The sequence below is a fragment of the Mycobacterium sp. P2_H7 genome (assembly GCF_056403275.1).
Genome location: NZ_JBFUFU010000015.1, coordinates 89,650 through 111,490, shown reverse-complemented (window position 1 = coordinate 111,490; position 21,841 = coordinate 89,650). Strand labels below are relative to the sequence as shown.

Sequence of the window (21,841 nt, the reverse complement as noted above, 5' to 3'; positions counted from 1 at the left end):
CCTATTCGGGTTTCGCCCGGTTCTTCTTGGACAGCCGGAAATCGGGTGGGAACTTGCTGTCGTTGTCGTTGACGGCGGCCGACAATCCGGAGTCGATGGACTCGAACATGTCGAGATCGTCCTCGCTGTCGTTGGCCACCCCGTTGCCCATCGACTCGAAGAAGGCACTGAGCAGGCTGCCCATGTACTCACCCTGCTGCTGCTTGAAGATCTCGAAGAACATCTTCTGCTGAAACACGGTGTCCACCGGTCGGTTCCGGGAACAGGCCAGGGCGTACTTCTCGGTCTCGGCTTCCAGTTGATCCCTGGTCACCACCTTGTTCAGGAAGTTGCAGTCATACATCTCCGCCGCGGTGAACGGCCGGCCGGTGAAGACCATCTCCTGGAACTTGCGCAGTCCCATCATCTGAACCCAGGTCCACATCCGTGGGCCCCAGCCGTGATACCGAAAGGACGGATGACCGAACAGTGCGTCGTCACTGGAGATCACCATGTCGGCGTCGGCGCACTGGTAGAAGTGCCAGCCGTAGCAGTAGCCCTTGGCTTCGACGATGCTGATCTTCTTGAAATCCTGCAGCGCCCGGTTGCCGGCCTGCGAGTTGGCGTACCACGAACTGATGGTGGCGCCGTTACGGAAGGTGCCCTTCGGGGGGTAGGTCACCTCGCCGACACCGTCATCCTCCAGGCGCAGCTCCGCCAGGCGCACCGCGGGATTGTCGTTGCCCTCCATGAACTCCGGCAGATCCGCGCCGCTGCCCAGGTTGTCGCCGACACCGCGGATGATCACCACCTTGACGTCGTTGTCGGCGTTGGCCGCACGCAGGATGTCGGCGTAACGCAGCCGCGCCATCGACGTCGGCGCGTTGAGGAACTCAGGCCGGTTGAAGGTGATGGTGGCGATCTTCGTCTTCGGGTTCTTCTCGTAGAGAATGATCTCCTCGGGCGTTGGCCGCTCAGACATGTGCCGCCTCACTGTTCGACGGGGATTGGGTCAGTACTTCAGGGCCACCGGAGCCGACGAGCACGGCGTCGCGGGTGAACACCGCGCCGACTCCTTGCTCCCAGACGTAACCGGTGATGGCGAGGACCATGCCCTCTTCCAGGATGTCTGCCTCGGCGGTGGCCCGCAGGTGCGGCGACACCACCGGCGGATCGAATCCCAGCCCGAGACCGTGGGCCACCGGCATCGCCGGCAACGGCTCACCGGCGTCGGCGTAGGCATCCAGCAGCGCGCTGGTCGGCTTGCCCAGCCGGCAGGCGTCGATCAGTCTGTCCCACAGGTCATCCCGGCGCCGGTACAACGTCCGGACCGCATCTGTCGGCTCACCGACGTACGCCGTGCGCGCGACCTCGCCGACATAGCCGTCGGCGAGCACACCCGCCGACAGCGCCACCAGGTCACCGTTGCGTACCCGGCCGTCACCGGCGGTCCGCCGCCACGGGTGTTCCTTCGAGGTGACCCACGCTGCGTCCTGTGTGGCGGGCGTGCTCACCCCGCCCGCGGCCTCGGCCTTGAGGATCGCACCGGCGAGGACCTGTTCGGTGGTGCCCGCGGCCAGTTCGGCGACGCCTCGGGCCAGCCCCTCCTCGGCGACGATCAGCGCGCGCCGCAACGCCGCGATCTCCTCGGGTGTCTTGATCCGCCGCGCGGCCCGCATCGCCTGCTCGCCGTCGACGAGCTCGGCGTTGGGGAATGCCATCGGCAGGAGCTTGGCGAAAGTCGGTGTCAGTGCATCGGTACCGACCCGCAGCGCGGTGTCGGCGCCCTTGATGTTCTGCAGGACACCCATCAGCGTCATCGGGTTCCACGCCAGCCCGTACAGATTCTCGTGCGGGATCTCTTCGGGAATGCCTTCATCCCAGGTGCTGTTCAGGTGGATCTCGCCGGTGGCCCGTACGAAGGTGCAGATCGGCCCGAACGGCCGGGTGCCCACCACCCACAGCTGTGGAGCACCGGAGATGTACCGGACGTTGGCCTGTCTGCCGAGGACCAGCACGTCGAGATCGTGCGCCTCCATCTGCGCCAGTGCCCGCTCGCGACGGCTGAAGCGCAGCGCTCGGTCGTCGGCCTCGATCTCAATTCCCACTGGACACCTCATAGGGGTCGTACGGATATGCGGTCAGCGGCATCCAGCCACCGTCGGTGACCACCACGATCTCCTCGCCGCGGTAGCCGCCGGTGCCGTCTTCCCACACGACGGGTTCGAACACCAGCAGCATGCCGTCGGGGAAGACGAAGTTGTCGTCCCACGCCTGGCCGAGATCCGTTCCGATCATCGGCATCTCGGCGGCGTTCGCGCCGATGCCGTGACCGAGGTAGAAGTGCGGCAGCCAGGGCGGGGCGCCGCCGTTGGCCGCGATCGCCGCGCGGCCGAGGTCACCGCAGGTGGCACCGGCCTTGGTCACCGAGAGCACGGCGTCGACGATCCCGCGCCACTTGTCGAACTGCTTCTGCTGGGCGGCCGTCGGGTCCTGCCCGACGATCCAGGTGCGGCCGTGGTCGGAGCAGTAGCCGTGGTAGGCGATCGACACATCGGTCCACAGCACGTCGCCCTGGGCCAGCTCCCGTTCGGTGGTCAGCAGCGGCAGCGCCAGATCGCCGGTGGTGGTCCAGGTGCCCTCGGCCTTCGACGCGGGCATGACCTGCCAGATCGAGTCGAACATGTTGGTCGTGGCACCGAGTTCGAAAGTGCGCCGGACGAATTCGGCGGACAGATCGATTTGGCGCACACCGGGCACCAGGGACTTCTGGATCTCGGAGACGGCCTGCTCGGTGATCTGGCAGGCCCGCCGGATGGCGGCGATCTGGTCGATGGTCTTGACCAGTTTCGCGGCGCCGATCACGGGGGCGGCGTCCACCGGTGCGCTGGGGAACAGCGCACTGCCTGCGCGACGCATCGCTCCGGTCAACTCGTCGGTGCCGATGGTCGCGCCCGCCGGCACCAGTCCCGCCAACACCTTGGCGAATTGCGCGACGCCCTCGTCGAATTCGAGATAGACCGGCCCGTGCAGATGGTCGTCGGGCAGATCCGATTCCATGGCCGCGCCTTCACGGAACGGCAGGAACAGATGCGGGTGCTCGTCGCCGGCCAGCACGACCGCGACCGGTCGCTCGACATGGGACAGGCCCGCGTCGGCCAGCGGCCAGGCGATGCCGGTGGCGTACATGACGCTGCCATTGCCCAGCAGTACCAACGCATCCACGCCCTGGTCGGCCATCGCCGCCTGCAACCGAACACTGACCTCGCGGCGCATCCGGCCCAGATCGGGCTCGGCGGGGATGTCCAGCCACGTGTAACCGGTCCGGGCGATCTGGGTGACGCCGGACTGTGTGGAGGTGGTCACCCTATGCCCAGGAACTTCTGGATGTTGGTGGACACGATCTTGACGGCATCCTCCGGTCCGACCGCTTCCACGACGGTCGCGAGTGACTTCTCCGAGTAACCGAACGTGGACTCGTTGTGCGGGTAGTCGCTGGACCACATCACGTTGTCGACGCCGATCTGGTCGATCAGCCGCAGCCCCAACGGATCCACCATGAACGACGCGCTCATGTGGTGGTCCCAGTAGTACCGCACCGGATGCTGCAGCTCGTGGTTGAACATGTGCCGGTAGGAGGCCAGCATGTGCTCGGCGTCCTGTAGCGCGGTGGGCACCCAGGCGATGCCGCCCTCGAACCAGCCGACCTTCAGCGACGGATGGCGATCGAGGATGCCGGAGAACACGTACTTGGCGAACTGCTCGCGGAACGAGTCGACATTGACCATCATGCCGACGACGACGCTGTTGTTCTGGCACGGCGTCTTGGGCGGGGTCTCACCGATGTGGTGGCTGACGGGCAGGCCGGCGGCCTCGATCTCGTCCCAGACGGCGTCCATCTCGGTGCTGCCGTAGTCGTAGATGTTGCCCTCGTCGTCCTTGCCCGGGTTCAGCGGCAGCAGGAACGTCTTGAGCCCCAATGATTTCAGCTGTTCGAGGGTGCTGCGGGTCCCGGCGGGATCCCACCAGTTGATCAGCCCGACGCCGTAGAAGTGGCCGTTGCTGCTCTCCTGCAGTTCGGCCATCACCTCGTTGTAGATGCGGAACACCCGCTCCCGGATGCCCTTGTCCGGGTAGTGGAACAGGGCCAGCACCGCGTTGGGGAAGGCGAGTTCCCGGTCGATGCCGTCCTCGGCGAGTTCGCGGATACGCGCGGCGATGTTGTTGGTGGCCGCGCCGGCCAGGTCGTCGTATTGCATGAGGACGCGGCCGAAATCGCCGCCCGTCCAGGCCTTGCCCTTCATGCCCACCATGTAGGCGCCGTCTTCATACCAGATGCGCGGGGCGGCGCCCTTGAGATCCTCGGGGAACCGCTCGTAGAAGATATCGTCGGCGACCGAGATGTGGTTGTCGGCCGAGAAGATCTCGGTGCCGGCCGGCAAGCCGAGGTCGCCGGTGGCGTGACCCTTCCGGTTCTTCGGTGCGCCAAAGCCTTCGGGCGGGTAGAGCGTGGTGCTCAGAGTGGACATGTCAGGACTCCATTCAGGGGGCTGTGGGTCACCAGGTGACGGGAAGCTCGTAGACGCCGTAGGCGAGGCGGTCGTGCTTGAACGGGATCTCGTCGAACGGGATCGCCAGTTTCAGCGTCGGGATGCGGCGCAGCAAGGTCTGGAACACGATCTGCAGTTCGGCGCGCGCCAGCTGCTGGCCGACGCACTGGTGGCGGCCGTAACCGAAGCCGAGTTCCTGGCTGGCGTCCCGGGTGAAGTCGACCTTGTCCGGATTCGGGAAAGCTGCGGCGTCCCAGTTCGCGGGCGCGAGGTCGATGATGATGCCCTCACCCTTACGGATGGTCTCGCCACCGATCTCGATATCGTCGAGGGCCACCCGGCGCTGGCCGTTCTGGATGATCGAGTTGTAGCGCATCAGTTCCTCGCATGCGTTGGCGATGAACTTGGGATCATCGGAATCACGCAACAGCGCAGCCTGTTCCGGGTTCTCCAGCAACGCCAGCACACCGATACCGATCATGTTGGCGGTGGTCTCGTGCCCGGCGATCAGCAGGCCGGTGCCCAACTGGGCGGCCTCCTTCACGCTGATCTCACCCGCGGTGACCCGCTCGGCCAGATCGGACACCGCGTCCTCGGCCGGATTGGCCTGCTTCTTCTCGACCAGGTCGATCAGGTACTGGTGCAGGCTCATCGCACCCTTTTGCATGGCGTCCGCGGCGGCGAAGCGGGCCAGGCCGGCGTTCGCGTGCTCCTGGAAGAACTCGTGGTCTTCGTAGGGGACGCCGAGCATGTCGCTGATCACCTTGGTGGGCACCGGCAACGCCAGAGCGGAGACGATGTCCGCGGGCTGCGGGCCGGCCAGGATCGCGTCGATGCACTCGTCGGTGACCTCCTGGATGGTCGCCCGCAAGCCTTCGACGCGGCGGAAGGTGAACGGCTTTGACAGCATCCGGCGGAACCGGGTGTGCTCTTCGGCGTCGGCCGTGAACACGGAGCGCGGCCGCTTGTTCACCGTGGACAGCATGTGCTCGTTCCAGTGCGGGAAGCCTTCGATGCGGTCGTCGACGCTGACCCGCGCATCGGCGAACAGCGCCCGCGCTTCCTCGTGCCCGGTGATCAGCCACGGCGTGCTGCCGTTCCAGATCTTCACCCGCTTCAGGCCTTTGGGGTTACCGAGCATCTGCGGCGGCGGCGAGAACGGGCACCGCACATCGCGTTCCATCGGGTAGTCGGGGATGTCCACTTCGGTCAGCGTTTCAGACATGTGGTGATCTCATTCCTCAAGTCAGTCTTGAATGTCGATGGCCAGGGCTGGGCAGGCCGCCGCGGCGCGGCGGGCGTTGTCGTATTGATCGGCGCCGGGTTCTGATTCGAGCAATTCCACGACACCGTCCTCGTCGCGCTGGTCGAACAGCTCCATGGCGTTGAGCACGCACTGTCCCGACGACACGCACTTGTCTTGGTCGACGGCGATCTTCACGCGACTTCCCCGATCTCGGTGACCGGCGCCAGCCACAGGCCGACGATCGCGTCGATCAGGCCGGCGCCCGCGGCCCGCCACGACCGCCCCGCCACCACGGCGCCGCCGGCGGCCAGCGCGCGCTCCCGGTCGGCGCAGCTGTGCATCAACAGGTTGCGGGCCATGATGTTGCGCTCGAATCGGACCTCGGTGGGCAGATCGGGCAGGCACCGGTTGATCCGATCGATGACCTCGACCAGGGAGGACGAGCTGAGCGCGTCCTTGACCACGATCGTGTGGTACTCGGGGTCGGTCATGGCCTGGGCGGCGAACCGTGCGTACCAGGTCGGGGTGCCGAGTTCGGCGAGGTGGTCGGTGAGCGGGCAGACCAGGCAGGCCACCCAGTCACGCAGGTCATGCGAACCGGCCACCGCGGCGATCATGGCTTGCCGCAGCGTCTCGATGGGTTGGCGGTGCTTCTGCTCGATGGCGCGCACCAGGTCGGCCTTGGTGCCGAAGTGGTAGCCGACCGCGGCGTTGTTGCCTTGTCCCGCAGCCTCACTGACCTGTCGATTGGACACCGCGAATACGCCATGTTCGGCGTAGAGCCGTTCTGCGGCGACCAGGATCGCCTCCCGGGTGCCACTGGCGCGCTCTGTGCGCAGGGATCTGGCTGCCGTCACCGTTACAGTCAACGCCCCTCCTGTAATTAAGTCAAGCAATTGATTTAAATCTTGAGCGCCGTTCGTCCAGGGTGCCGGCCACCCCGGCCCTGGCCTACTTCTCCTTGCGCACGATGACCTTGCCGGCCACCGTGCCGCCGTCGATCGGCAGCACCGTGCCGGTGACGTAGCGCGACTTGTCGGTGGCGAAGTACAGCGCCGCCTCGGCGACGTCGTCGACGGTGCCCTCGCGCTTGAGCGGCCGGTCGTGGCGCATCTGGGCGCGGATTCTCTCCTCGAACTCGTCGAGGCGCTCACGGTCCTCCGACGAGGCCGATTTGGCCACGATGGCCGTCCGGATGTTGCCGGGGGCGATCGCGTTGACCCGAATCTCGTAGTGCGCCAATTCGATTGCCACCGACTTGGTGAACTGGATGACCGCGGCCTTGGACGCCCGGTAGGTCTGCACTCCCCCGCCGGCCTGGATCCCGCCGATGGAGGTCAGGTTGATGATGGAGCCACCACCGTGTTCGGCCATGTGCCGGGCGGCGTCGCGGGTGCCCGCCATCACCGCACGCACGTTGACCCGCATCACCGAGTCGAAGTCGGCCAGGTCGTCCTCCAGGAAGCGCCGGTGCATGGTGCCCGAGACCCCGGCGTTGTTGACCATGACGTGCAGCCCACCGAACCTGTCGACGGCGGTGTTCACCAGCGCGGCGACCTGCTCGAGGTCGGTGACGTCGTTGCGCAGGAAGTGCGTGTTCGGGCCGAGTTCGGCCGCCAGGGCCGCGCCGTTGGTCTCGTCGACGTCACCGAACACCACCTTGGCGCCCTCGGCGGCGAAGCGGCGCACCAGGCCCGCTCCGAGTCCGCCCGCGCCGCCGGTGACGACGGCGACCTTGCCGTCGAGTTCGTTACTCATGCGCGATCCCGCTCCGCTTCTCGCTGATAGTCATGAAACCTGTTTCAGGAAGTTCAGCAGCACCTCGTTGAGTGCGCCGGGCTGCTCGAGCTGCGGGCAGTGCCCGGCACCCTCCACCACGGCCCATCGGCCGTCGGAAATCTGGGCGGCGATCCCGGCGGCCCACCCGGGCGGCAGCAGTTTGTCTCCGCCGCCCTCGACGACGAGGACGGGTACCGCGATGCGCTCGTAGGCGCGCTTCGACGAGGGCGTCGCCGGCGCATCCAGGCCGGGGCGCCGAAACCGGGCCGCCGCCAACGACTCCCACGCTCCCGGCGCGATGCTCGAGTCATACCGTCGCTGCACGTACGCCTCGTCGGCCGGGTAGGACGGATCGAAGAACAGCGCGGTCACGATGCGGCGCATGGCTTCGAAGGTGGCGTCGTAGTCGTACAGCGCATTCGTGTGCTCGTTGCGCTGGATGTCGCCGCCACCACAGATGGCCACCAGGCTGCGCACCGGCAGGATCGGCGTCTCCGACGTGGTGTCGACGAGCAGGTTGATCGCGCCCATCGAGTTCCCGACGAAGTGCGCCGGGCCGATCCCGAGGGTCTCGCAGAACCGCGCGATGTGCCGGATGCGCATCCCGCGGCCGTCGGTGAAGTCGATGACCTTGGCCGACTCGCCGAAGCCCAGCATGTCCGGTGCCAGCACCCGGTAGTGCTGCGCCAGTGCGCCGATGGTGTGCTCCCAGCCGATCGCCGCGCTGGCACCGAACTCACCGCCGTGCAGCAGCACGACGGGGTCGCCGGCTCCCGCTTCCAGGTAGCCGGTCGTCAATCCGTCGACGGCGATGGTCTTGCGCGTGAAGTCCACGGGCACACGATACTGATGTTTTCCGGAATGGAGAACCGCATTCTCCGAATCGGTGGAATGACCAGAGTGCTTATTCGACAGTGGCATTGGGGCGCGTGTTCATTTGATCGCGATGGGGCTGACGGGCGCGCCCACCGCACCGACCACCTTGAGCGGCGGCGCGATCAGCTGGAAGTCGTAGACGCCGTCGGCGCGGCAGTCCGCGGCCAGCCCGGTCAGGTCCCAGTACTCGCCGAGCATCAGCCCCATGTCGCGCAGGCAGAGCATGTGCATCGGCAGGAAGGTGCCCTCCACCCCGTTGGCCGGATCCGGATCCTCGACCATCAGGTTGTCCGACGCGACGGCGGCGATCTCGTGGTCGTGCAGCCACGAGGCGCAGGTCCAGTGCAGGCCCGAACCCGGCTCCTGGCCGTCGCCGGTGGACAGGAAGCGCGTCCACCATCCGGTGTGCACCACCACGATGTCGCCGCGGCCGATCTGCACGCCCTGCTTGGCGGCGATGTCGTCGAGTTCGGCGGGGGTGATCGGCCGGCCGGGCTCGCAGAACAGCTCTCCACCGCGGTGTGCGACGACGTCGAGGAGCACCCCGCGCGACACGATGCCTTTGCCGTCCACCTTCTCGATACCGCAGCGCGAGGCCCCGAAACTGGTCACCGAATCCGCCGGGAAGTCGTTGTACAGCTTGTCCTCGTAGTAGACGTGCGACAACGCATCCCACTGCGTGGCGGCCTGCAGCGACATGGTGATCATGTCGTCGTTGAACCGGAAGATGTTGTCGACGAAGAACGAACTGAGTTCCTGTGCAACGGAATTGCGGGCCCACTCCGGCGCATACTTGACCAGTGTCTCGGCGTCACCGCCGTCGACGGTCATGACGTGGATCGGGTTGAAGCGGAACTTGAACGCACCCTGCGGCCCGTTGGAGCCGAAGTCACCGCCGAGCGAGATCACCTTGCCCGCCTTCACCAGCGACGCCGCCTCGGCGACCTTGTCGGCGGTGATCAGGTTCAGCGTGCCGAGTTCGTCATCGCCACCCCAGCGGCCCCAGTTGCGCACATCGTCGGCGACCCGGCGGAAATCCTTCATGGTGGACATCTAGTGCTTCCCTTCCAGATTCGCTGCGATCCGGCCCGCGACGGTTCCCCCGTCCACCCAGATCACCTGTCCCGAAATGTAGCTTGCCGCTGGGCTGTTGAGGAAGGCCAGCACCGACGCCTGCTCGTCCGGACCACACACATGCCCGAGCAGCTTCGGGAACGAGTCCAGGTAATCCTGACCGTAAGCACCGCGCAGCTGATCCAGGATGGGCGTCTCGGTGACACCCGGTCCGGTGCAGTTGATCCGGATTCCGCGCTCCCCCAACGCCAATGCGCGCGTCATGCCGTACAGGATGATCGCTTCCTTGGACAACCGGTACCCGCCGTCGGCCAGCGCCTCCGGGTTGCGCTCGCACCAGTCGATACCGTCGGCCATCGAGGTGGTGGCCAACAGACCGCCCGTCACCGCGATGTTGTCCAGGTAGTTGGCGGCGGCCAGCGACGAGACGTTCGCGATGGCCGACCCGGTAGGCATCTGCGGCAGCAACGCCTCGGTGAAGTGCCGCATCCCGAGGAAGTTGATGGTGAGGACCAGCAACGGTTTACCGATGCCCGACGAGACCCCGGCCACGTTGAACAGCGCGTCGACGGGCCCGTCGATGCGCGCGACCGCGGCGTCGATCGCTGCACCGTCGGCGAAGTCCACCTCGATGAACTCCGCCGGGGCGGTATCGGGGCGACGCAGATCCAGTCCGGTGACGTGGGCGCCGAGGTCGGCCAACTGGCCGGCCAGGTGCGCGCCGATACCCGACGCGCACCCCGTGACCACCACCCGGCGGCCGTCATACCGCCAGCGATCCGACATGACTACTGTGCAGCTCCGCGCTTGTCCTTCTCCAACTGCGCCGCCTTGACGCGACCCTCGTTGATCTCGGCCATCGCCTCGGGGATCTCACCGGCGGTGAACTTGCCGCCCTTGCCGGTGGGCAGGCCACCGAAGGAGTAGTTCTCGTCGAAGTCCGGTGCGTTGTAGGCGATCCGGCGGGCCTCGACCTTCTCGATGACCGGTTCGAGCCGCTTGGCCTTGGCCGCCACGGCCTTCTCATCCCGATCGATGAACTCGGGCAGGATTTCCTTGCCCATGATCTCGATGGATTCCATGGTGCCCTCGTGGCTGCGCGGGTTGAGCAACAGGATGATCTCGTCGACACCGCTGGCCTCGTAGCCGCGCAGGAACTCCCGTACGGTCTCCGGCCCGCCGATCGCACCGCGACCGGGGCCGTAGGCCAGCGTCGGGTCATCCTTGACGGCCTGCTCGTAGAGGTCCCAGACCCCGGTCCGACCGGGGGTGTGCATGCCTGTCAGGTAGTAGTGCATGATGCCGAACGAGAAGAACCCGCCGCCGATACCCAGCCGCTTGATGGCCTCGTCGTCGTTCTTGGCCACCATCATCGACAGGTCGCCGCCGATGGCCAGGATGTTCGGGTTGATGGCAGGCGTGATGGGCGCGCCCTGCTCGGCGAATTCCTTGTAGTAGCCGTCGACCCGGTCTTTGAGTGCCTCGGGCCCGGTGTAGGCGAAACTCAGTGCGCCGATGGCCTTCTGCGCGGCCATCTGCACCGAGGACGGGCGGGTGCAGGCCACCCACACCGGCGGATGCGGGTTCTGCCGCGGCTTGGGGATGACGTTGCGGGCCGGCATCTCGACGTGTTCGCCCTTGAAGCCGGTGAACGGCGCCTCGGTCATACAGCGGATGGACACCTCCAGCGCCTCTTCCCACATGGTGCGCTTGTCGGCGGGGTCGATGTTGAAACCACCGAGCTCGGCGACCGAGGATCCTTCGCCGGTGCCGAACTCGACACGGCCATTGGACAAGTGGTCCAGGGTGGCGACCCGCTCCGCGATGCGCGCGGGATGGTTGATCGGCGGCGGCAGGTGCATGACGCCGAAACCGAGCCGGATGTCCTTGGTGCGCTGGCTGGCCGCGGCCAGGAACATCTCCGGCGCGGTGGCGTGGCAGTACTCCTCGAGAAAATGGTGCTCGGTGAGCCACACGGTGGAGAAGCCGGCCTTGTCCGCTGCCTCGACCTCGTCCAGCCCGTCCTGGAACATCTGGTGTTCGTCGTCGTCGGACCACGGTCGGGGCAGCGCGAATTCGTAGAACAGCGAGATCTTCATGCGGTTACCTCTCGATTAGAGTTATGGGAAATGTGTTGTGCCGCGACGTAGCCGAACGTCATGGCGGGTCCGATGGTGGCGCCGGCGCCGGCGTAGCTTCGGCCCATCACCGCTGCCGAGGCGTTGCCGGTGGCGTAGAGCCCCGCGATGACGGTGCCGTCCTCGCGCAGCACCCGGGCGTGCTCGTCGGTCAGCAACCCGCCCGAGGTACCGAGATCGCCGAGGATGATCTGGAAGGCCAGATACGGTGCCTTGCCCAGCGGCGCCAGGTTCGGGTTGGGCAGGGTCTGGTCGCCGTAGTAGTTGTCGTACGCACTGTCGCCGCGGTTGAAGTCGTCGTCGTGGCCCTTGGCGGCCAGTTCGTTGAACCGGGTTGTGGTGCGCTGCAACTCCTCTGCCGGCACCCCGATCTTGCCCGCCAGCTCGCCGATGGTGTCGGCGGCCACCACGATGCCGGAGTCCAGCCAGGCCTGCGGGATCTTGCGGCCGGTGGGCACCGGTGCGAACGGGATCTTGGGGATGGGCAGGTGCCCGCCGACGACGTACCGGTGGAACGACGAGATGTCGGTGACCAGCCAGCACGGAACGTGTTCGGTACCGGACTGCTGGCCCTCGATCATCGCGTGTGCGAAGTCCATGTACGGCGCCGCCTCGTTGATGAAGCGCTTCCCGGCGCCGTTGACCACGAACTGCGCCGGCATCATCCGCTCGTTCAGCATGAACTGCAGCCGCCCGTCGGGCCAGCACATGGCCGGGAACCACCAGGCCTCGTCCAGCAGATCGGTGGCGGCACCGACCTTTTCGCCCGCGCGGATCCCGTCACCGGTGGCCGCGGGATTGCCGAAGCTCCAGTCCTTCTCCAAGAGTGGCAGATATTGCCGGCGCCAGGCCATGTCGTGGTCGAACCCACCGGAAGCCACCACCACACCGTGGCGGGCCTCGACGCGCACCGGCTTGCCGTCGCGCTCGACCACCGCGCCGACGACGCGGCCATCAACATCGGTGATCAGCTCGGTCATCGGCGCCGACAGCCACAGCGGGATGTTCTTCTCCTTGAGGGCCAGCCGCATCCGCGCCATCAGCGACTGCCCGATGGCGGCCATCCGATCGCCGAACACCCTGGCCCGGAACATCCGCCAGATAAGTTTCAGCAGCACGGCCTTTCCGCGCCAGTTCTGCCTCACCTGGTAGAACAGCCGAAGATCCTTCGGGGCGAACCAGATTCCCTTCGGGGCCAACGCCAGCGGGGCGAGCAGATTCTGCTCCTCGTCGCCGAGTCGGCGCAGATCGATCTCGGGCACGTTGATGGTGCTACCGCGCTCGGAGCCACCGGCCAGTTCCGGGTAGTAGTCGGCGTAGCCCGGTTTCCACACGAACTCGAACCACGTGCTGGACTTCTCCAGGAACTCCATCATCTCCGGGCCGGTCTCGACGTAGGTGCGCAGCCGCTCGTCGCTGACCAGTCCACCGGTGATCGTCTTGAGGTAGTCGAACACCCCGTCGGGATCCGGCGCGTAGCCGGACTTGCGCTGCGACGGCGCGCCGGGCACCCAGATTCCACCCCCCGAAAGTGCGGACGAGCCACCGAATTTCGGTGATTTCTCCACGACCAGGGTGTCCAGCCCGGATGCGTCGGCGCGCAGGGCCGCGGTCATGCCGCCGGCACCGGAACCGATGACGAGGACATCGACGGAATGATCGAACTGGGCCATCACGCGGGTACCGCCGTCCGGATCGCGAAGCCCGCGATCAACTCGGGAGCAGCGCGGTAGTAGCGCTGCTGCGTCTGGTAATTGCCCTGGGCGGCCATCGCGGCGAATGCCGCCACCCAGGTTCTGATCTCGTGGGCCGAGTTGCCGGCCTCGCGGGCGATCCACTCGTTGGTCCAGCCATCCACCTCGGCCAACCGGTTCGTGTCGATCAGGTCGAGCAGCGCGTGATCCCAGTCCGGGTTCAGCGGTTGCAGCGGGCTCTCGCCGTGCGCGAAGTCGTGCGCCGCGGCGATCACGGCATCTTGGCGTGCGGCCCGGCCCTCGGGGGTCATCGGTGCACCGCCGACGATGCGCGCCAGTGCGGCCGGCGGAGCGGTGGCCAGGGTGGGGACCGGCGGATCATGAGACAGCCCACCGGATCCGACGACCAGCACGCGCTTGTCCAAAGTACCGAGATACGTACCAATCGCGGCCCCGAGCGCACGGGTGCGTCTCAGCGGCCCCAGCGGGGTTGCCACCGAATTGATGAACACCGGGATGACGGGCCGGGCGGTCGCGTCACCGAAGAGCACCTCGAGGGGCTGTACCGTCCCGTGGTCGACGTCCATGGCCGCCGACAGCGCGACGTCGACGCCGCCCTCCCACACCGCGGCCGCCATGTCGTTGGCCTGCGCGGCGGGCACGTCGAGCGGCCCGGCGTAGGTGCCGTAGTCGCCGACGCCGGTGGCGGCGCTGCCGATGCAGAACGGCGGCATCAGCCGGTAGAAGAAACCGTTGTAGTGATCCGGGGAGAAGATGACGACGAGCTCGGGGTCGAAATCGGCGACGAAGGCGCGGGTCTCGGTGAGCTGAGCGTCGATGTCCTCAAGCAGTTCCGCCGACGGTCCCGGCAGATTCAGCAGCGGGCTGTGCGACATGCAGCACAGGGCGACTTGCGACATGGGTTTCACCTCCCTCGGTGAGACAGAGAACGTCGAACAACGTGGCGCTCAGGTCGTTGGACATCTGGGCGATGCCGGCGGCGGCGATGCATCGGTCCGGGCGCAGGAACAGCACGGATTCGGCGTGGGCGTCGAAGAACTTCTTCAGTGCGCCCGTGCGATCGCCGACGATGGTGATGTCCGGATCGTCATGTCCGGTCCAGTGCAGCTGGGTGCCGGGCCGGGCTTCGATCAGCTTGGCGCCCATCGCTTTCCAGCGCTCGAAGGTTGCCTCGTCGAGAAGTTCGCGCAGGTTGTTGTTCCACGCCAGCACCGCGAAGCCGGTGCCCAGCACCTCGTCGAGAAGCAGGTTCTGTGCGGTGCGGGTGTCGACGTGGGGCTGGATGAAGAGTGTGCCCGCCGGGGGCACGGCCGATGCCGACTCGGTGTGCACGACCGCACCCGTGTCATACCTCGGCATCGGCTTGAACCGCATCTCCAGCACATACCGCTTGAGTGTGGGTACCACCGACGCCGCGCGGATGAGCTTGTCCCGCAACGTCGCCACGTGCCGGTTGGTCGGCGAGATGACCCGGCCCACCAGCGTGGAGAGGTCGATCATGGCGCGCGCGTGCTTGCGCCGCTCGGCGTCATAGCTTTCCAGTAGGCCGTCCCCGGCGTGCCCGTTGACCACGGCGGCCAGCTTCCAGCCCAGATTGGCCGCGTCCCGGATACCGCTGTTGTAGCCCTGTCCCTGCCACACCGGCATCAGGTGTGCGGCGTCACCGCCCAGCAGCATCCGCCCCTTGCGGAACGAGCCCGCGATCCGGGAATGGTGGGTGTAGACGCGGTGCCGGATGATGTCGACGCGGTCGGGGTGCGGGACGAACGGCGCCAGCATCCGGGCGATGAATTCCGGCTGTTCCACCTGCTCGTCGGTCTCGTCGGCGTGGATCATGAACTCGAAGCGCCGGATACCGTGCGCAATGGAGATGGAGGCGTACGGCCGGGACGGGTCGGCCCCGACCTCACTGTTGGGATGCCCCAGCGGATCGTTGGCCAGATCGATCACCAGCCAACGGGTTTCGGAGGTGGTTCCCTCGAAGGTCACATCCATCATGCGCCGGGTGGCGCTTCGTCCCCCGTCGCAGCCGACCAGGTAGCGGGCCCGCACCGTCGATGTTGTCCCGGCGCGCAGGATCTCGGCGGTCACCCCGTCCGGGTCCTGGACGGCGTTCTCCATCCGGGAGCCCCAGGACACCTGCACATCAGAGAACCGTGCCAAACCCTTGAGCAGCTCGGCGTCCACCAGCGGCTGGACGAACCCGTTGCGCTTGGGCCAGCCGAACCGGGCGTCCGGGGGCGCCATCTCGGCCAGCAGGCCCCGCTTTCCGTCGTAGAAACGCAGGATCTGGTTGGGCACGGTGTGCGGCAGGATCTGTTCGACCAAGCCGATCGACTGGAAGGTGCGCAGCGACTCGTCATCGAGCCCGACGCCGCGCGGATAGTCGATCAAGGTGTCCCGATCCTCGACGATCAGGGTCCGGACACCCTGCAGGCCAAGAATGTTCGCCAGCGTCAGACCGACAGGTCCGGCGCCGACGATGAGGACGTCGACCTGTTCGGTCATGACCGCCCCAACAGGAAGTCGAGGTGCAACTCGTTGAACGTCTTGGGATCCTCGTACTGCGGCCAGTGTCCGCAGTCCGGCATCACCTCGAAACGGGCGCCCGGGATCATCTCCGAGATGCGCCGGCCCTCGCTGACATCGGCGGTCGGGTCGTCACTGGTCCACAGCACCAGGGTGGGGGCCGTGATGGCGCCGTACTCGGTGGGGCCGAGCAGGTTACGGGCCCGGATCTGCGGATCCTGCAGCGCCATGATGTCGCTCATCGCGGACACGAAACCTGGCTGCTGGTACACCTTTTGCCGGCTGGCGACGATATCGTCGTAGCCCTTGGACTTGTCGGCCATCAACCATTTGATGCGCGCCTGCACGGTGCCCCAGTCCGGGTTCTCGGCGGCGGCCATCGACAGCGTGATGATGCGCTTCATGACTTCTGGGTCGGCCTGCGAACCACCGGCGGTGTTGAGCACCAGGCGCTCGATGCGGTCCGGATGGTCGGAGGCGGCACGGGCCGCGACCCAGCCACCGAGGGATTCACCCGACAGGTAGACCTTCTGTGCGCCGATGGTGTCGAACACCGCGAGCAGGTGCTCGACGTAGTGCGCGACCTCCAGCGGATGGCCCGGTTTGTCGGTGTACCCGTGTCCCAGCATGTCGATGGACCAGGTGGAGAAATGCTCGGCGTGCGATTCCAGGTTGCGCACATACGCCTCGGCGTGACCGCCGGAGCCGTGCAGCAGGACCAGTGCGGGCTTGCTCGTGTCCCCCGCGTGCAGGTAGCGCGTGCGCACCCCGCCGGCGTCGAGGTACCCCTGCGTGAAGGCAACGCCCTGAAGGTCGCTCCAGACGCTTTCATGCACCGGAGTCGCTGTCATGCCGTCCCTTCCTGCGGAAATCACATTCTCTTTTAGTGCGAAGCATCTGTGCTAATATCGAACACCAATGTGCACTATGTATAGAGCATCACTCTCGCAATGACGTCTGTCAAGGGACTGAACGGCAGCTCCGGCGCGGATAACCCCGCGCGGGCGGCAGCCGGGTCACAGACCCTGGCCAGGGGTCTGTCCGCGCTTCAAGCGGTCGCCAGCGCGCCCGCCGGCGTCACCGCCGCCGAGGTCGCCGATTTCGTCGGCGTGCACCGCACCATCGCCTATCGGCTGTTGAGCACACTCGCGCAGTCGCGCTTCATCGCCAAGGGCGAGGACGGTAAGTACCGGCCGGCCGCCACGCTCGCCGTGCTCGGCGCCTCGTTCGACAACAACGTGCGCCAACTGAGCGTGCCGACGCTGCGGTTGCTGGCCGACGACCTGGGCACCACCGTGTCGCTGCTGGTGGCCGAGGGCGATCAACAGGTGGCCATCGCGGTCATCGTCCCGACATTGGTCTTCTACCAACTGTCCTTCCATGAAGGCAGCCGCTATCCGCTGGACCGCGGCTCGGCGGGGATCGCACTGCTGTCCAGCATGGCGCCGCGTCCCGGCGAGCGGGACCTGGTCAGCCAGGCCCGCGAACAGGGCTACGTCATCACCCACGGCGAGATCGAGCCCGACACCTACGGCCTGGCGGTCCCCGTGCGCCGGCGGCCGCCCTCGCCGCCCACCTGCATCAACCTCATCTCCCACCGGGAGGACGTGGTGCTGCGCGGCCGCGATGCCGTGATCCGTGCAGCCAAACAACTCTCCGAGATCCTCGGCTGAAAGGACCTGTCAACGTGTCGGATTGGGATCAGGAAGTCGACGTCGTCGTCCTCGGCACCGGTGGTGCCGGGCTGTCGGCCGCACTCACCGCCGCGGTGAACGGCGCGTCGGTGGCGATCTACGAGAAGGCCCCGACGGTCGGCGGCACCACCGCGGTGTCCGGCGGCATCGTCTGGATTCCGTCGCATGATCGCGCCGCCGGCCTCAGCGTCGAAGACGCGCTGAAATACCTTGAGGCCCAGTCTCTGGGAGCGATGGACCACGGCTTGGTCGAGACGTTCGTGCGCACCGGTCCGGCCATGCTGGATTTCCTGGAGGCGCACAGCGAGCTGCAGTTCGAGGTCGCCGAGGGCTTCCCCGACTACAAGCCCGAACTGCCCGGCGGCCGACCGGGCGGCGGCCGGTCGCTGAATGCCAAGCCGTTCGACCTGGCGCGACTCGGCGACTGGCATGACCGCATCACCGCGTTCCCGGTGGACTTCAGCAATGTCGGGATCGACGCCGAGACCCGGGCCCGCATCCACGCCGCCGCCGACGATCTGGTCGGCGACTACTGCGTGGCCGGCGCCGCGCTGATCGCCGGACTGCTCAAGGGACTGCTGGATCGTGGTGTCGCTCCGGTGACCGAGGCCCGGGCGTCGGAGCTCATCTCGGAGGATGGACGCATCGCCGGGGTGCGAATCACGTTCGACAGCACCGATATCCGGGTGCGGGCACGCCGCGGTGTCATCCTCGGCACCGGCGGATTCGAATGGGATCCACAGCTGGTGGAGGCCTACCTTCGCGGGCCGATGCGCGGTGCGGTGTCCCCGCCCAACAACACCGGCGACGGGCTGCGGATGGCGATGGCGCACGGCGCAGACCTGGCCAACATGGGTGAGGCGTGGTGGGTGCCGATCGTGCAGATCCCCGGCGACACCCTCGGCGGTAAGCCGCGCAGCCGCAGTGTCCGGCTGGAACGCACCCGCCCGCGCAGCATCATCGTCAACCGCGCGGGCAAGCGCTTCCTCAACGAGGCGGGCGAATACAACTCGATGGCCGGGCCGTTCCACCACCTCGACCCGCGCGCGGGATACCTCAACGACCCCGCCTGGATCGTCTTCGACGACCAGCACCTCAAGCGCTACGGCTTCCTGGGCACCGAACCGGGCGGTGAGGCACCCGACTGGTTCAACAAATCGGCCACCCTGGAAGACCTGGCCGAGAAGACCGGGATCGCCGCTGACGGGTTGGCCCGAACCCTGGCCGAGTGGAACAGCAATGTCGAGAACGAGCAGGATCCCGACTTCAACCGCGGCGCAAGCGCATACGACGGCTACTGGGGTGACAACTCCGCGGCCACCCCCGCATTGCAGACGCTCGGCCCGCTGGACACCGCACCGTTCTACGCGGTCCCGGTGGCCGTCGGCGCCATGGGCACCAAGGGTGGACCGCGCACCGACCGCGACGGCCGGGTGCGCCACGTCAACGGTGAGGTGATCGAGGGGCTGTTCGCGGCCGGCAACGCGATGGCCGGAGTGACCGGCAAGGCCTACGGCGGCGCGGGCGGCACGCTCGGACCGGCCATGGTGTTCGGCTACCGCAGCGGATATGCCGCCGCCACAGGGGAATCCGCCCCCACCTGCAGCCGTAATGGTTACGGCTGAGACTCCACAAATCACACGTTAGGGCTGGTCTTTGACGGCCGACTTGGGCGGACCCGCGGTCTTCCAGTCCTCGAGACCGTCCTCGGCCAGGCCGACCGGGAAACTGTTCTCGTGCACCTGCGCCCAGTGGCTGTGGTTCAGCTCGTGCATGGTGAAGCAGGCATTGAGCGAGTTGTAGAAGCCCTGGTTGTCCTGAGTCTGGTTGACCGATTCCTTGATCAGCAGGGCGGCCATCGTCGGGACCTTGGCGATCCGGCGGGCGAATTCCAGTGTCTTGTCGGCGAGTTCGTCGACCGGGAAGATCTTGGAGACCATGCCCAGCGCGTGCGCTTCCTCGACCGACAGCGTGTCACCGGTGAGCATCAGCTCCTTGGTCTTGCGGGCGCCGAATTCCCATGGGTGCGCGAAGTATTCGACTCCGCACATGCCCAGCCGGGTGCCCACCACGTCGGCGAAGCGGGTGTTGTCGGCCGCCACGATCAGGTCGCAGGACCACATCAGCATCAGTGCCGCGGCGTAGACGTCGCCGTGCACCGAGGCCACCGTGATCTTGCGCAGGTTGCGCCAGCGCCGGGTGTTCTCGAAGTAGTGGTGCCACTCCTGCAGCATGAGGCTTTCCGCGCCCTTGCGGGTGGCGCCGTTGACCTTGAAGCTCGGATGCTGATCCGGCCCCGGTGTGTACTCGCTGCGCTGCACTGCCGAACCCAGGTCGTGTCCGGAGGAGAACATCGGCCCGTTTCCGCCGAGGATCACCACCCGTACCTCGTCGTCGGCCTCGGCGCGCAGGAACGCGTCGTGCAGTTCGACGAGCAAGCCGCGGTTCTGCGCGTTGCGTGCCTCCGGACGGTTCAGCATGATCCGGGCGATCGTGCCCTCGTCGAGCGTTTCGTATGTGACGAAGCGGTATTCAGCGTTTGCGGTGTCTTCCACAGCCATGATCGAGACTCTATTCCTGCGAGAACGGCGTTACCGCACCGGGTGGCGCGGTGCGATCTACAGCGACAGGATGGTCGCCGAGGCGGTGCCCGGCGCGCCGTACACCTGCGCCAACCCGACGCGCGGACTGCCCGGCACCTGCCGCTCGCCGGCCTCGCCGCGGAGCTGACGAACCAGTTCGTGCATCTGCCGCAGACCGGACGCCCCGATCGGCTCACCGTTGGCGATCAGGCCGCCGTCGGTGTTGACCGGGATGGTCCCGTTGATCTCGGTGGCGCCCTCGATCAGCATCTTCTCCTGATCGCCGTCGGCGCACAGGCCGGTCTCGGCCATGTGGATGACCTCGGCGCCGGCGTCGGTGTCCTGCAACTGCGCGATGTCGACGTCCTCGGGCCCGATGCCGGCGGCTTCGTAAGCTGCCTTGGCGGCGAACACCGTCGGCGACGGATCTTCGTCCAGCGGCGCCGAGGTGCCGTGCACCTCGTAGGCCCCGTAGGTGCGGGTACGGATCTCGCTGGCGCGCACGTACACCGGCTTGTCGGTGTAGCGATGCGCGATATCGGCGCGGCACATGATGACCGCGGCGGCACCCTCGTCGGGGGCGCAGAACATGTACTGGCGCAGCGGGTAGTTCAGCACCGGCGAGGCCATGATCTCCTCGACGGAGATCTCCTTGCGCCGGAACGCATTCGGGTTCAGTTCGCCGTTGCGGAAGTTCTTGTTGGCCACCCGCGCCAGCGTCTCCTCGGAGATGTTGTGCTTGTGGATGTAGTGGTTGGCCTTGATACCGAAGAACTTGGTGGTGACGAACTGACCGTTGTTGGCGTACCACTGCGGCAGCGCCAGCTTGGCCGGGTCGTCGGTGAACGCACCGCGCGGGTGCTTGTCCAGGCCGATGGCGATACCGATGTCGTACTTGCCCAACCGGATGGTGTCGGCGGTCTGCTGGATGGCGCTGGCCGAGGTGGCACAGGCATTGAACACGTTGGTGAACGTGATGCCGGTCAGGCCGACGAGGCGGGTGACAGCGTCGGGGTTGGACACCTCATAGCTGCCGCCGAAGCCGAACTGGATGTCTTTCCACTCCAGCTTGGCATCCGCCAGCGCGCCCTGGATGGCCTCGGCGCCCATCTCCATCGCGGTCTTGTCGAACCGGCCGAACGGGTGGATCCCGACGCCGATAATGGCTACATCGTTGGTCATGTCAGGACTCCTCTAGACCGGCTTGAACCAGAACGTGACGAGCTCATCGCCTTCGGCATCGGTGGCGAACGGCTCCATGGTGAGCTCGACCTCCATGCCGAATTTCAGCTTGGCCGGGTCGTTTTCGGTCAACCGGCCCTCGACCCGGATCACGTCCCCCAACTGCACCAGGCCGACGCCGAACGGCACGAAGTCCTTACCGGTGGGGCCCGCGTAGGGCGCTCCGGGCGGGAATCCCTGTGTGGTCCAGGCGATCACGGTGCCGCGCCGGGGCAGCAGCAGATCGGACATCTCGGACTTGCTGCACTTGGGGCAGTGCTGCTGGCGCGGGAACGTCGTGGCCGAGCAGGCGCCGCACTGGCTACCGATCAGCTGCGGATCCGTGTCCGGCCAGGTCGAGATCTCGGGGGCAAGCGCCTTCTGCATCGGACTCCTCGAAGCAACAGAATACGTTAACGATTTCGTACAGTAGCACTTCCGAAAGATGGAAACCACAT

At 66.7% G+C, this 21,841-nt stretch carries 21 protein-coding genes; 2 read left to right on the top strand and 19 right to left on the bottom strand.

The window, feature by feature from the left end; all coding sequences use genetic code 11:
* Nucleotide 1: 1 nt before the first annotated feature.
* The 16 genes from AC1DY7_RS22950 to AC1DY7_RS22875 form a co-directional block, all read right to left on the bottom strand.
* Nucleotides 2–961, bottom strand: coding sequence for an enoyl-CoA hydratase/isomerase family protein (locus tag AC1DY7_RS22950; RefSeq protein ID WP_477496023.1), 960 nt, complete (start codon nucleotides 959–961; stop codon nucleotides 2–4).
* Nucleotides 954–2,087: a M24 family metallopeptidase gene (locus tag AC1DY7_RS22945; protein WP_477496022.1), complete on the bottom strand. Its 1,134-nt coding sequence runs from the start codon at nucleotides 2,085–2,087 to the stop codon at nucleotides 954–956. The genes AC1DY7_RS22950 and AC1DY7_RS22945 overlap by 8 nt, the downstream gene beginning before the upstream one ends.
* Complete coding sequence (locus AC1DY7_RS22940; protein ID WP_477496021.1) at nucleotides 2,077–3,345, bottom strand: M24 family metallopeptidase; 1,269 nt, start codon at nucleotides 3,343–3,345, stop codon at nucleotides 2,077–2,079. The genes AC1DY7_RS22945 and AC1DY7_RS22940 overlap by 11 nt, the downstream gene beginning before the upstream one ends.
* Nucleotides 3,342–4,508, bottom strand: coding sequence for an amidohydrolase family protein (locus AC1DY7_RS22935; protein ID WP_477496020.1), 1,167 nt, complete (start codon nucleotides 4,506–4,508; stop codon nucleotides 3,342–3,344). Before AC1DY7_RS22935 ends, AC1DY7_RS22940 begins: the two co-directional genes overlap by 4 nt.
* 28 nt (nucleotides 4,509–4,536) lie before the next feature.
* Nucleotides 4,537–5,754: a cytochrome P450 gene (locus tag AC1DY7_RS22930; protein WP_477496019.1), complete on the bottom strand. Its 1,218-nt coding sequence runs from the start codon at nucleotides 5,752–5,754 to the stop codon at nucleotides 4,537–4,539.
* A gap of 21 nt (nucleotides 5,755–5,775) precedes the next feature.
* Entirely contained in the window at nucleotides 5,776–5,970 is a 195-nt protein-coding gene (locus AC1DY7_RS22925) for a ferredoxin (protein WP_477496018.1), read from the bottom strand.
* A complete protein-coding gene (locus AC1DY7_RS22920; protein ID WP_477496017.1) occupies nucleotides 5,967–6,632 on the bottom strand; it encodes a TetR/AcrR family transcriptional regulator in 666 nt (221 codons plus the stop codon). Before AC1DY7_RS22920 ends, AC1DY7_RS22925 begins: the two co-directional genes overlap by 4 nt.
* Before the next feature lie 94 nt (nucleotides 6,633–6,726).
* A complete protein-coding gene (locus tag AC1DY7_RS22915; protein WP_477496016.1) occupies nucleotides 6,727–7,533 on the bottom strand; it encodes an SDR family NAD(P)-dependent oxidoreductase in 807 nt (268 codons plus the stop codon).
* Nucleotides 7,534–7,563: 30 nt separating this feature from the next.
* Nucleotides 7,564–8,388 carry an alpha/beta fold hydrolase gene (locus AC1DY7_RS22910; RefSeq protein WP_477496015.1) on the bottom strand — a complete coding sequence of 275 codons (825 nt, stop codon included), beginning with the start codon at nucleotides 8,386–8,388 and terminating at the stop codon, nucleotides 7,564–7,566.
* Nucleotides 8,389–8,487: 99 nt separating this feature from the next.
* A complete protein-coding gene (locus tag AC1DY7_RS22905; RefSeq protein WP_477496095.1) occupies nucleotides 8,488–9,474 on the bottom strand; it encodes a cyclase family protein in 987 nt (328 codons plus the stop codon).
* 9 nt (nucleotides 9,475–9,483) lie between these two features.
* A complete protein-coding gene (locus AC1DY7_RS22900) occupies nucleotides 9,484–10,290 on the bottom strand; it encodes a coniferyl-alcohol dehydrogenase (RefSeq protein WP_477496014.1) in 807 nt (268 codons plus the stop codon).
* 2 nt (nucleotides 10,291–10,292) lie between these two features.
* Complete coding sequence (locus AC1DY7_RS22895; RefSeq protein WP_477496013.1) at nucleotides 10,293–11,603, bottom strand: LLM class flavin-dependent oxidoreductase; 1,311 nt, start codon at nucleotides 11,601–11,603, stop codon at nucleotides 10,293–10,295.
* The gene (locus AC1DY7_RS22890) at nucleotides 11,600–13,315 is read right to left on the bottom strand and encodes an FAD-binding protein (RefSeq protein ID WP_477496012.1); all 1,716 of its coding nucleotides are present in this window, start codon (nucleotides 13,313–13,315) and stop codon (nucleotides 11,600–11,602) included. Before AC1DY7_RS22890 ends, AC1DY7_RS22895 begins: the two co-directional genes overlap by 4 nt.
* Nucleotides 13,315–14,256 carry a 3-carboxyethylcatechol 2,3-dioxygenase gene (locus tag AC1DY7_RS22885; protein WP_477496011.1) on the bottom strand — a complete coding sequence of 314 codons (942 nt, stop codon included), beginning with the start codon at nucleotides 14,254–14,256 and terminating at the stop codon, nucleotides 13,315–13,317. Before AC1DY7_RS22885 ends, AC1DY7_RS22890 begins: the two co-directional genes overlap by 1 nt.
* Nucleotides 14,180–15,865: a bifunctional 3-(3-hydroxy-phenyl)propionate/3-hydroxycinnamic acid hydroxylase gene (locus AC1DY7_RS22880; RefSeq protein WP_477496010.1), complete on the bottom strand. Its 1,686-nt coding sequence runs from the start codon at nucleotides 15,863–15,865 to the stop codon at nucleotides 14,180–14,182. Before AC1DY7_RS22880 ends, AC1DY7_RS22885 begins: the two co-directional genes overlap by 77 nt.
* Nucleotides 15,862–16,737, bottom strand: coding sequence for an alpha/beta fold hydrolase (locus tag AC1DY7_RS22875; protein WP_477496009.1), 876 nt, complete (start codon nucleotides 16,735–16,737; stop codon nucleotides 15,862–15,864). The genes AC1DY7_RS22880 and AC1DY7_RS22875 overlap by 4 nt, the downstream gene beginning before the upstream one ends.
* A gap of 99 nt (nucleotides 16,738–16,836) precedes the next feature.
* On the opposite strand from AC1DY7_RS22875, the gene AC1DY7_RS22870 reads away from it, so the two are divergent.
* Nucleotides 16,837–17,559: an IclR family transcriptional regulator gene (locus AC1DY7_RS22870; protein ID WP_477496008.1), complete on the top strand. Its 723-nt coding sequence runs from the start codon at nucleotides 16,837–16,839 to the stop codon at nucleotides 17,557–17,559.
* A gap of 14 nt (nucleotides 17,560–17,573) precedes the next feature.
* Nucleotides 17,574–19,205, top strand: a complete 1,632-nt coding sequence (locus tag AC1DY7_RS22865; protein WP_477496007.1) for an FAD-dependent oxidoreductase — start codon at nucleotides 17,574–17,576, stop codon at nucleotides 19,203–19,205.
* A gap of 18 nt (nucleotides 19,206–19,223) precedes the next feature.
* Here the strand turns inward: AC1DY7_RS22865 and AC1DY7_RS22860 are convergent, their stop codons facing one another.
* From AC1DY7_RS22860 to AC1DY7_RS22850, 3 genes are read right to left on the bottom strand one after another with little or no spacing between them, the layout of a single operon-like run.
* A complete protein-coding gene (locus AC1DY7_RS22860; RefSeq protein WP_477496006.1) occupies nucleotides 19,224–20,141 on the bottom strand; it encodes an enoyl-CoA hydratase in 918 nt (305 codons plus the stop codon).
* A 57-nt stretch (nucleotides 20,142–20,198) separates the two neighbouring features.
* The gene (locus tag AC1DY7_RS22855) at nucleotides 20,199–21,344 is read right to left on the bottom strand and encodes a thiolase family protein (RefSeq protein ID WP_477496005.1); all 1,146 of its coding nucleotides are present in this window, start codon (nucleotides 21,342–21,344) and stop codon (nucleotides 20,199–20,201) included.
* A gap of 12 nt (nucleotides 21,345–21,356) precedes the next feature.
* Nucleotides 21,357–21,770: a Zn-ribbon domain-containing OB-fold protein gene (locus tag AC1DY7_RS22850; RefSeq protein WP_477496004.1), complete on the bottom strand. Its 414-nt coding sequence runs from the start codon at nucleotides 21,768–21,770 to the stop codon at nucleotides 21,357–21,359.
* Between the last annotated feature and the right edge of the window lie 71 nt (nucleotides 21,771–21,841).

Coding starts and splice junctions, on each gene's coding strand:
- AC1DY7_RS22950 (WP_477496023.1), bottom strand. CDS start 961: ATGTCTGAGCGGCCAACGCCCGAGGAGATCATTCTCTACGAGAAGAAC.
- AC1DY7_RS22935 (WP_477496020.1), bottom strand. CDS start 4,508: ATGTCCACTCTGAGCACCACGCTCTACCCGCCCGAAGGCTTTGGCGCA.
- AC1DY7_RS22930 (WP_477496019.1), bottom strand. CDS start 5,754: ATGTCTGAAACGCTGACCGAAGTGGACATCCCCGACTACCCGATGGAA.
- AC1DY7_RS22915 (WP_477496016.1), bottom strand. CDS start 7,533: ATGAGTAACGAACTCGACGGCAAGGTCGCCGTCGTCACCGGCGGCGCG.
- AC1DY7_RS22905 (WP_477496095.1), bottom strand. CDS start 9,474: ATGAAGGATTTCCGCCGGGTCGCCGACGATGTGCGCAACTGGGGCCGC.
- AC1DY7_RS22900 (WP_477496014.1), bottom strand. CDS start 10,290: ATGTCGGATCGCTGGCGGTATGACGGCCGCCGGGTGGTGGTCACGGGG.
- AC1DY7_RS22895 (WP_477496013.1), bottom strand. CDS start 11,603: ATGAAGATCTCGCTGTTCTACGAATTCGCGCTGCCCCGACCGTGGTCC.
- AC1DY7_RS22890 (WP_477496012.1), bottom strand. CDS start 13,315: ATGGCCCAGTTCGATCATTCCGTCGATGTCCTCGTCATCGGTTCCGGT.
- AC1DY7_RS22885 (WP_477496011.1), bottom strand. CDS start 14,256: ATGTCGCAAGTCGCCCTGTGCTGCATGTCGCACAGCCCGCTGCTGAAT.
- AC1DY7_RS22880 (WP_477496010.1), bottom strand. CDS start 15,865: ATGACCGAACAGGTCGACGTCCTCATCGTCGGCGCCGGACCTGTCGGT.
- AC1DY7_RS22875 (WP_477496009.1), bottom strand. CDS start 16,737: ATGACAGCGACTCCGGTGCATGAAAGCGTCTGGAGCGACCTTCAGGGC.
- AC1DY7_RS22870 (WP_477496008.1), top strand. CDS start 16,837: ATGACGTCTGTCAAGGGACTGAACGGCAGCTCCGGCGCGGATAACCCC.
- AC1DY7_RS22860 (WP_477496006.1), bottom strand. CDS start 20,141: ATGGCTGTGGAAGACACCGCAAACGCTGAATACCGCTTCGTCACATAC.
- AC1DY7_RS22855 (WP_477496005.1), bottom strand. CDS start 21,344: ATGACCAACGATGTAGCCATTATCGGCGTCGGGATCCACCCGTTCGGC.
- AC1DY7_RS22850 (WP_477496004.1), bottom strand. CDS start 21,770: ATGCAGAAGGCGCTTGCCCCCGAGATCTCGACCTGGCCGGACACGGAT.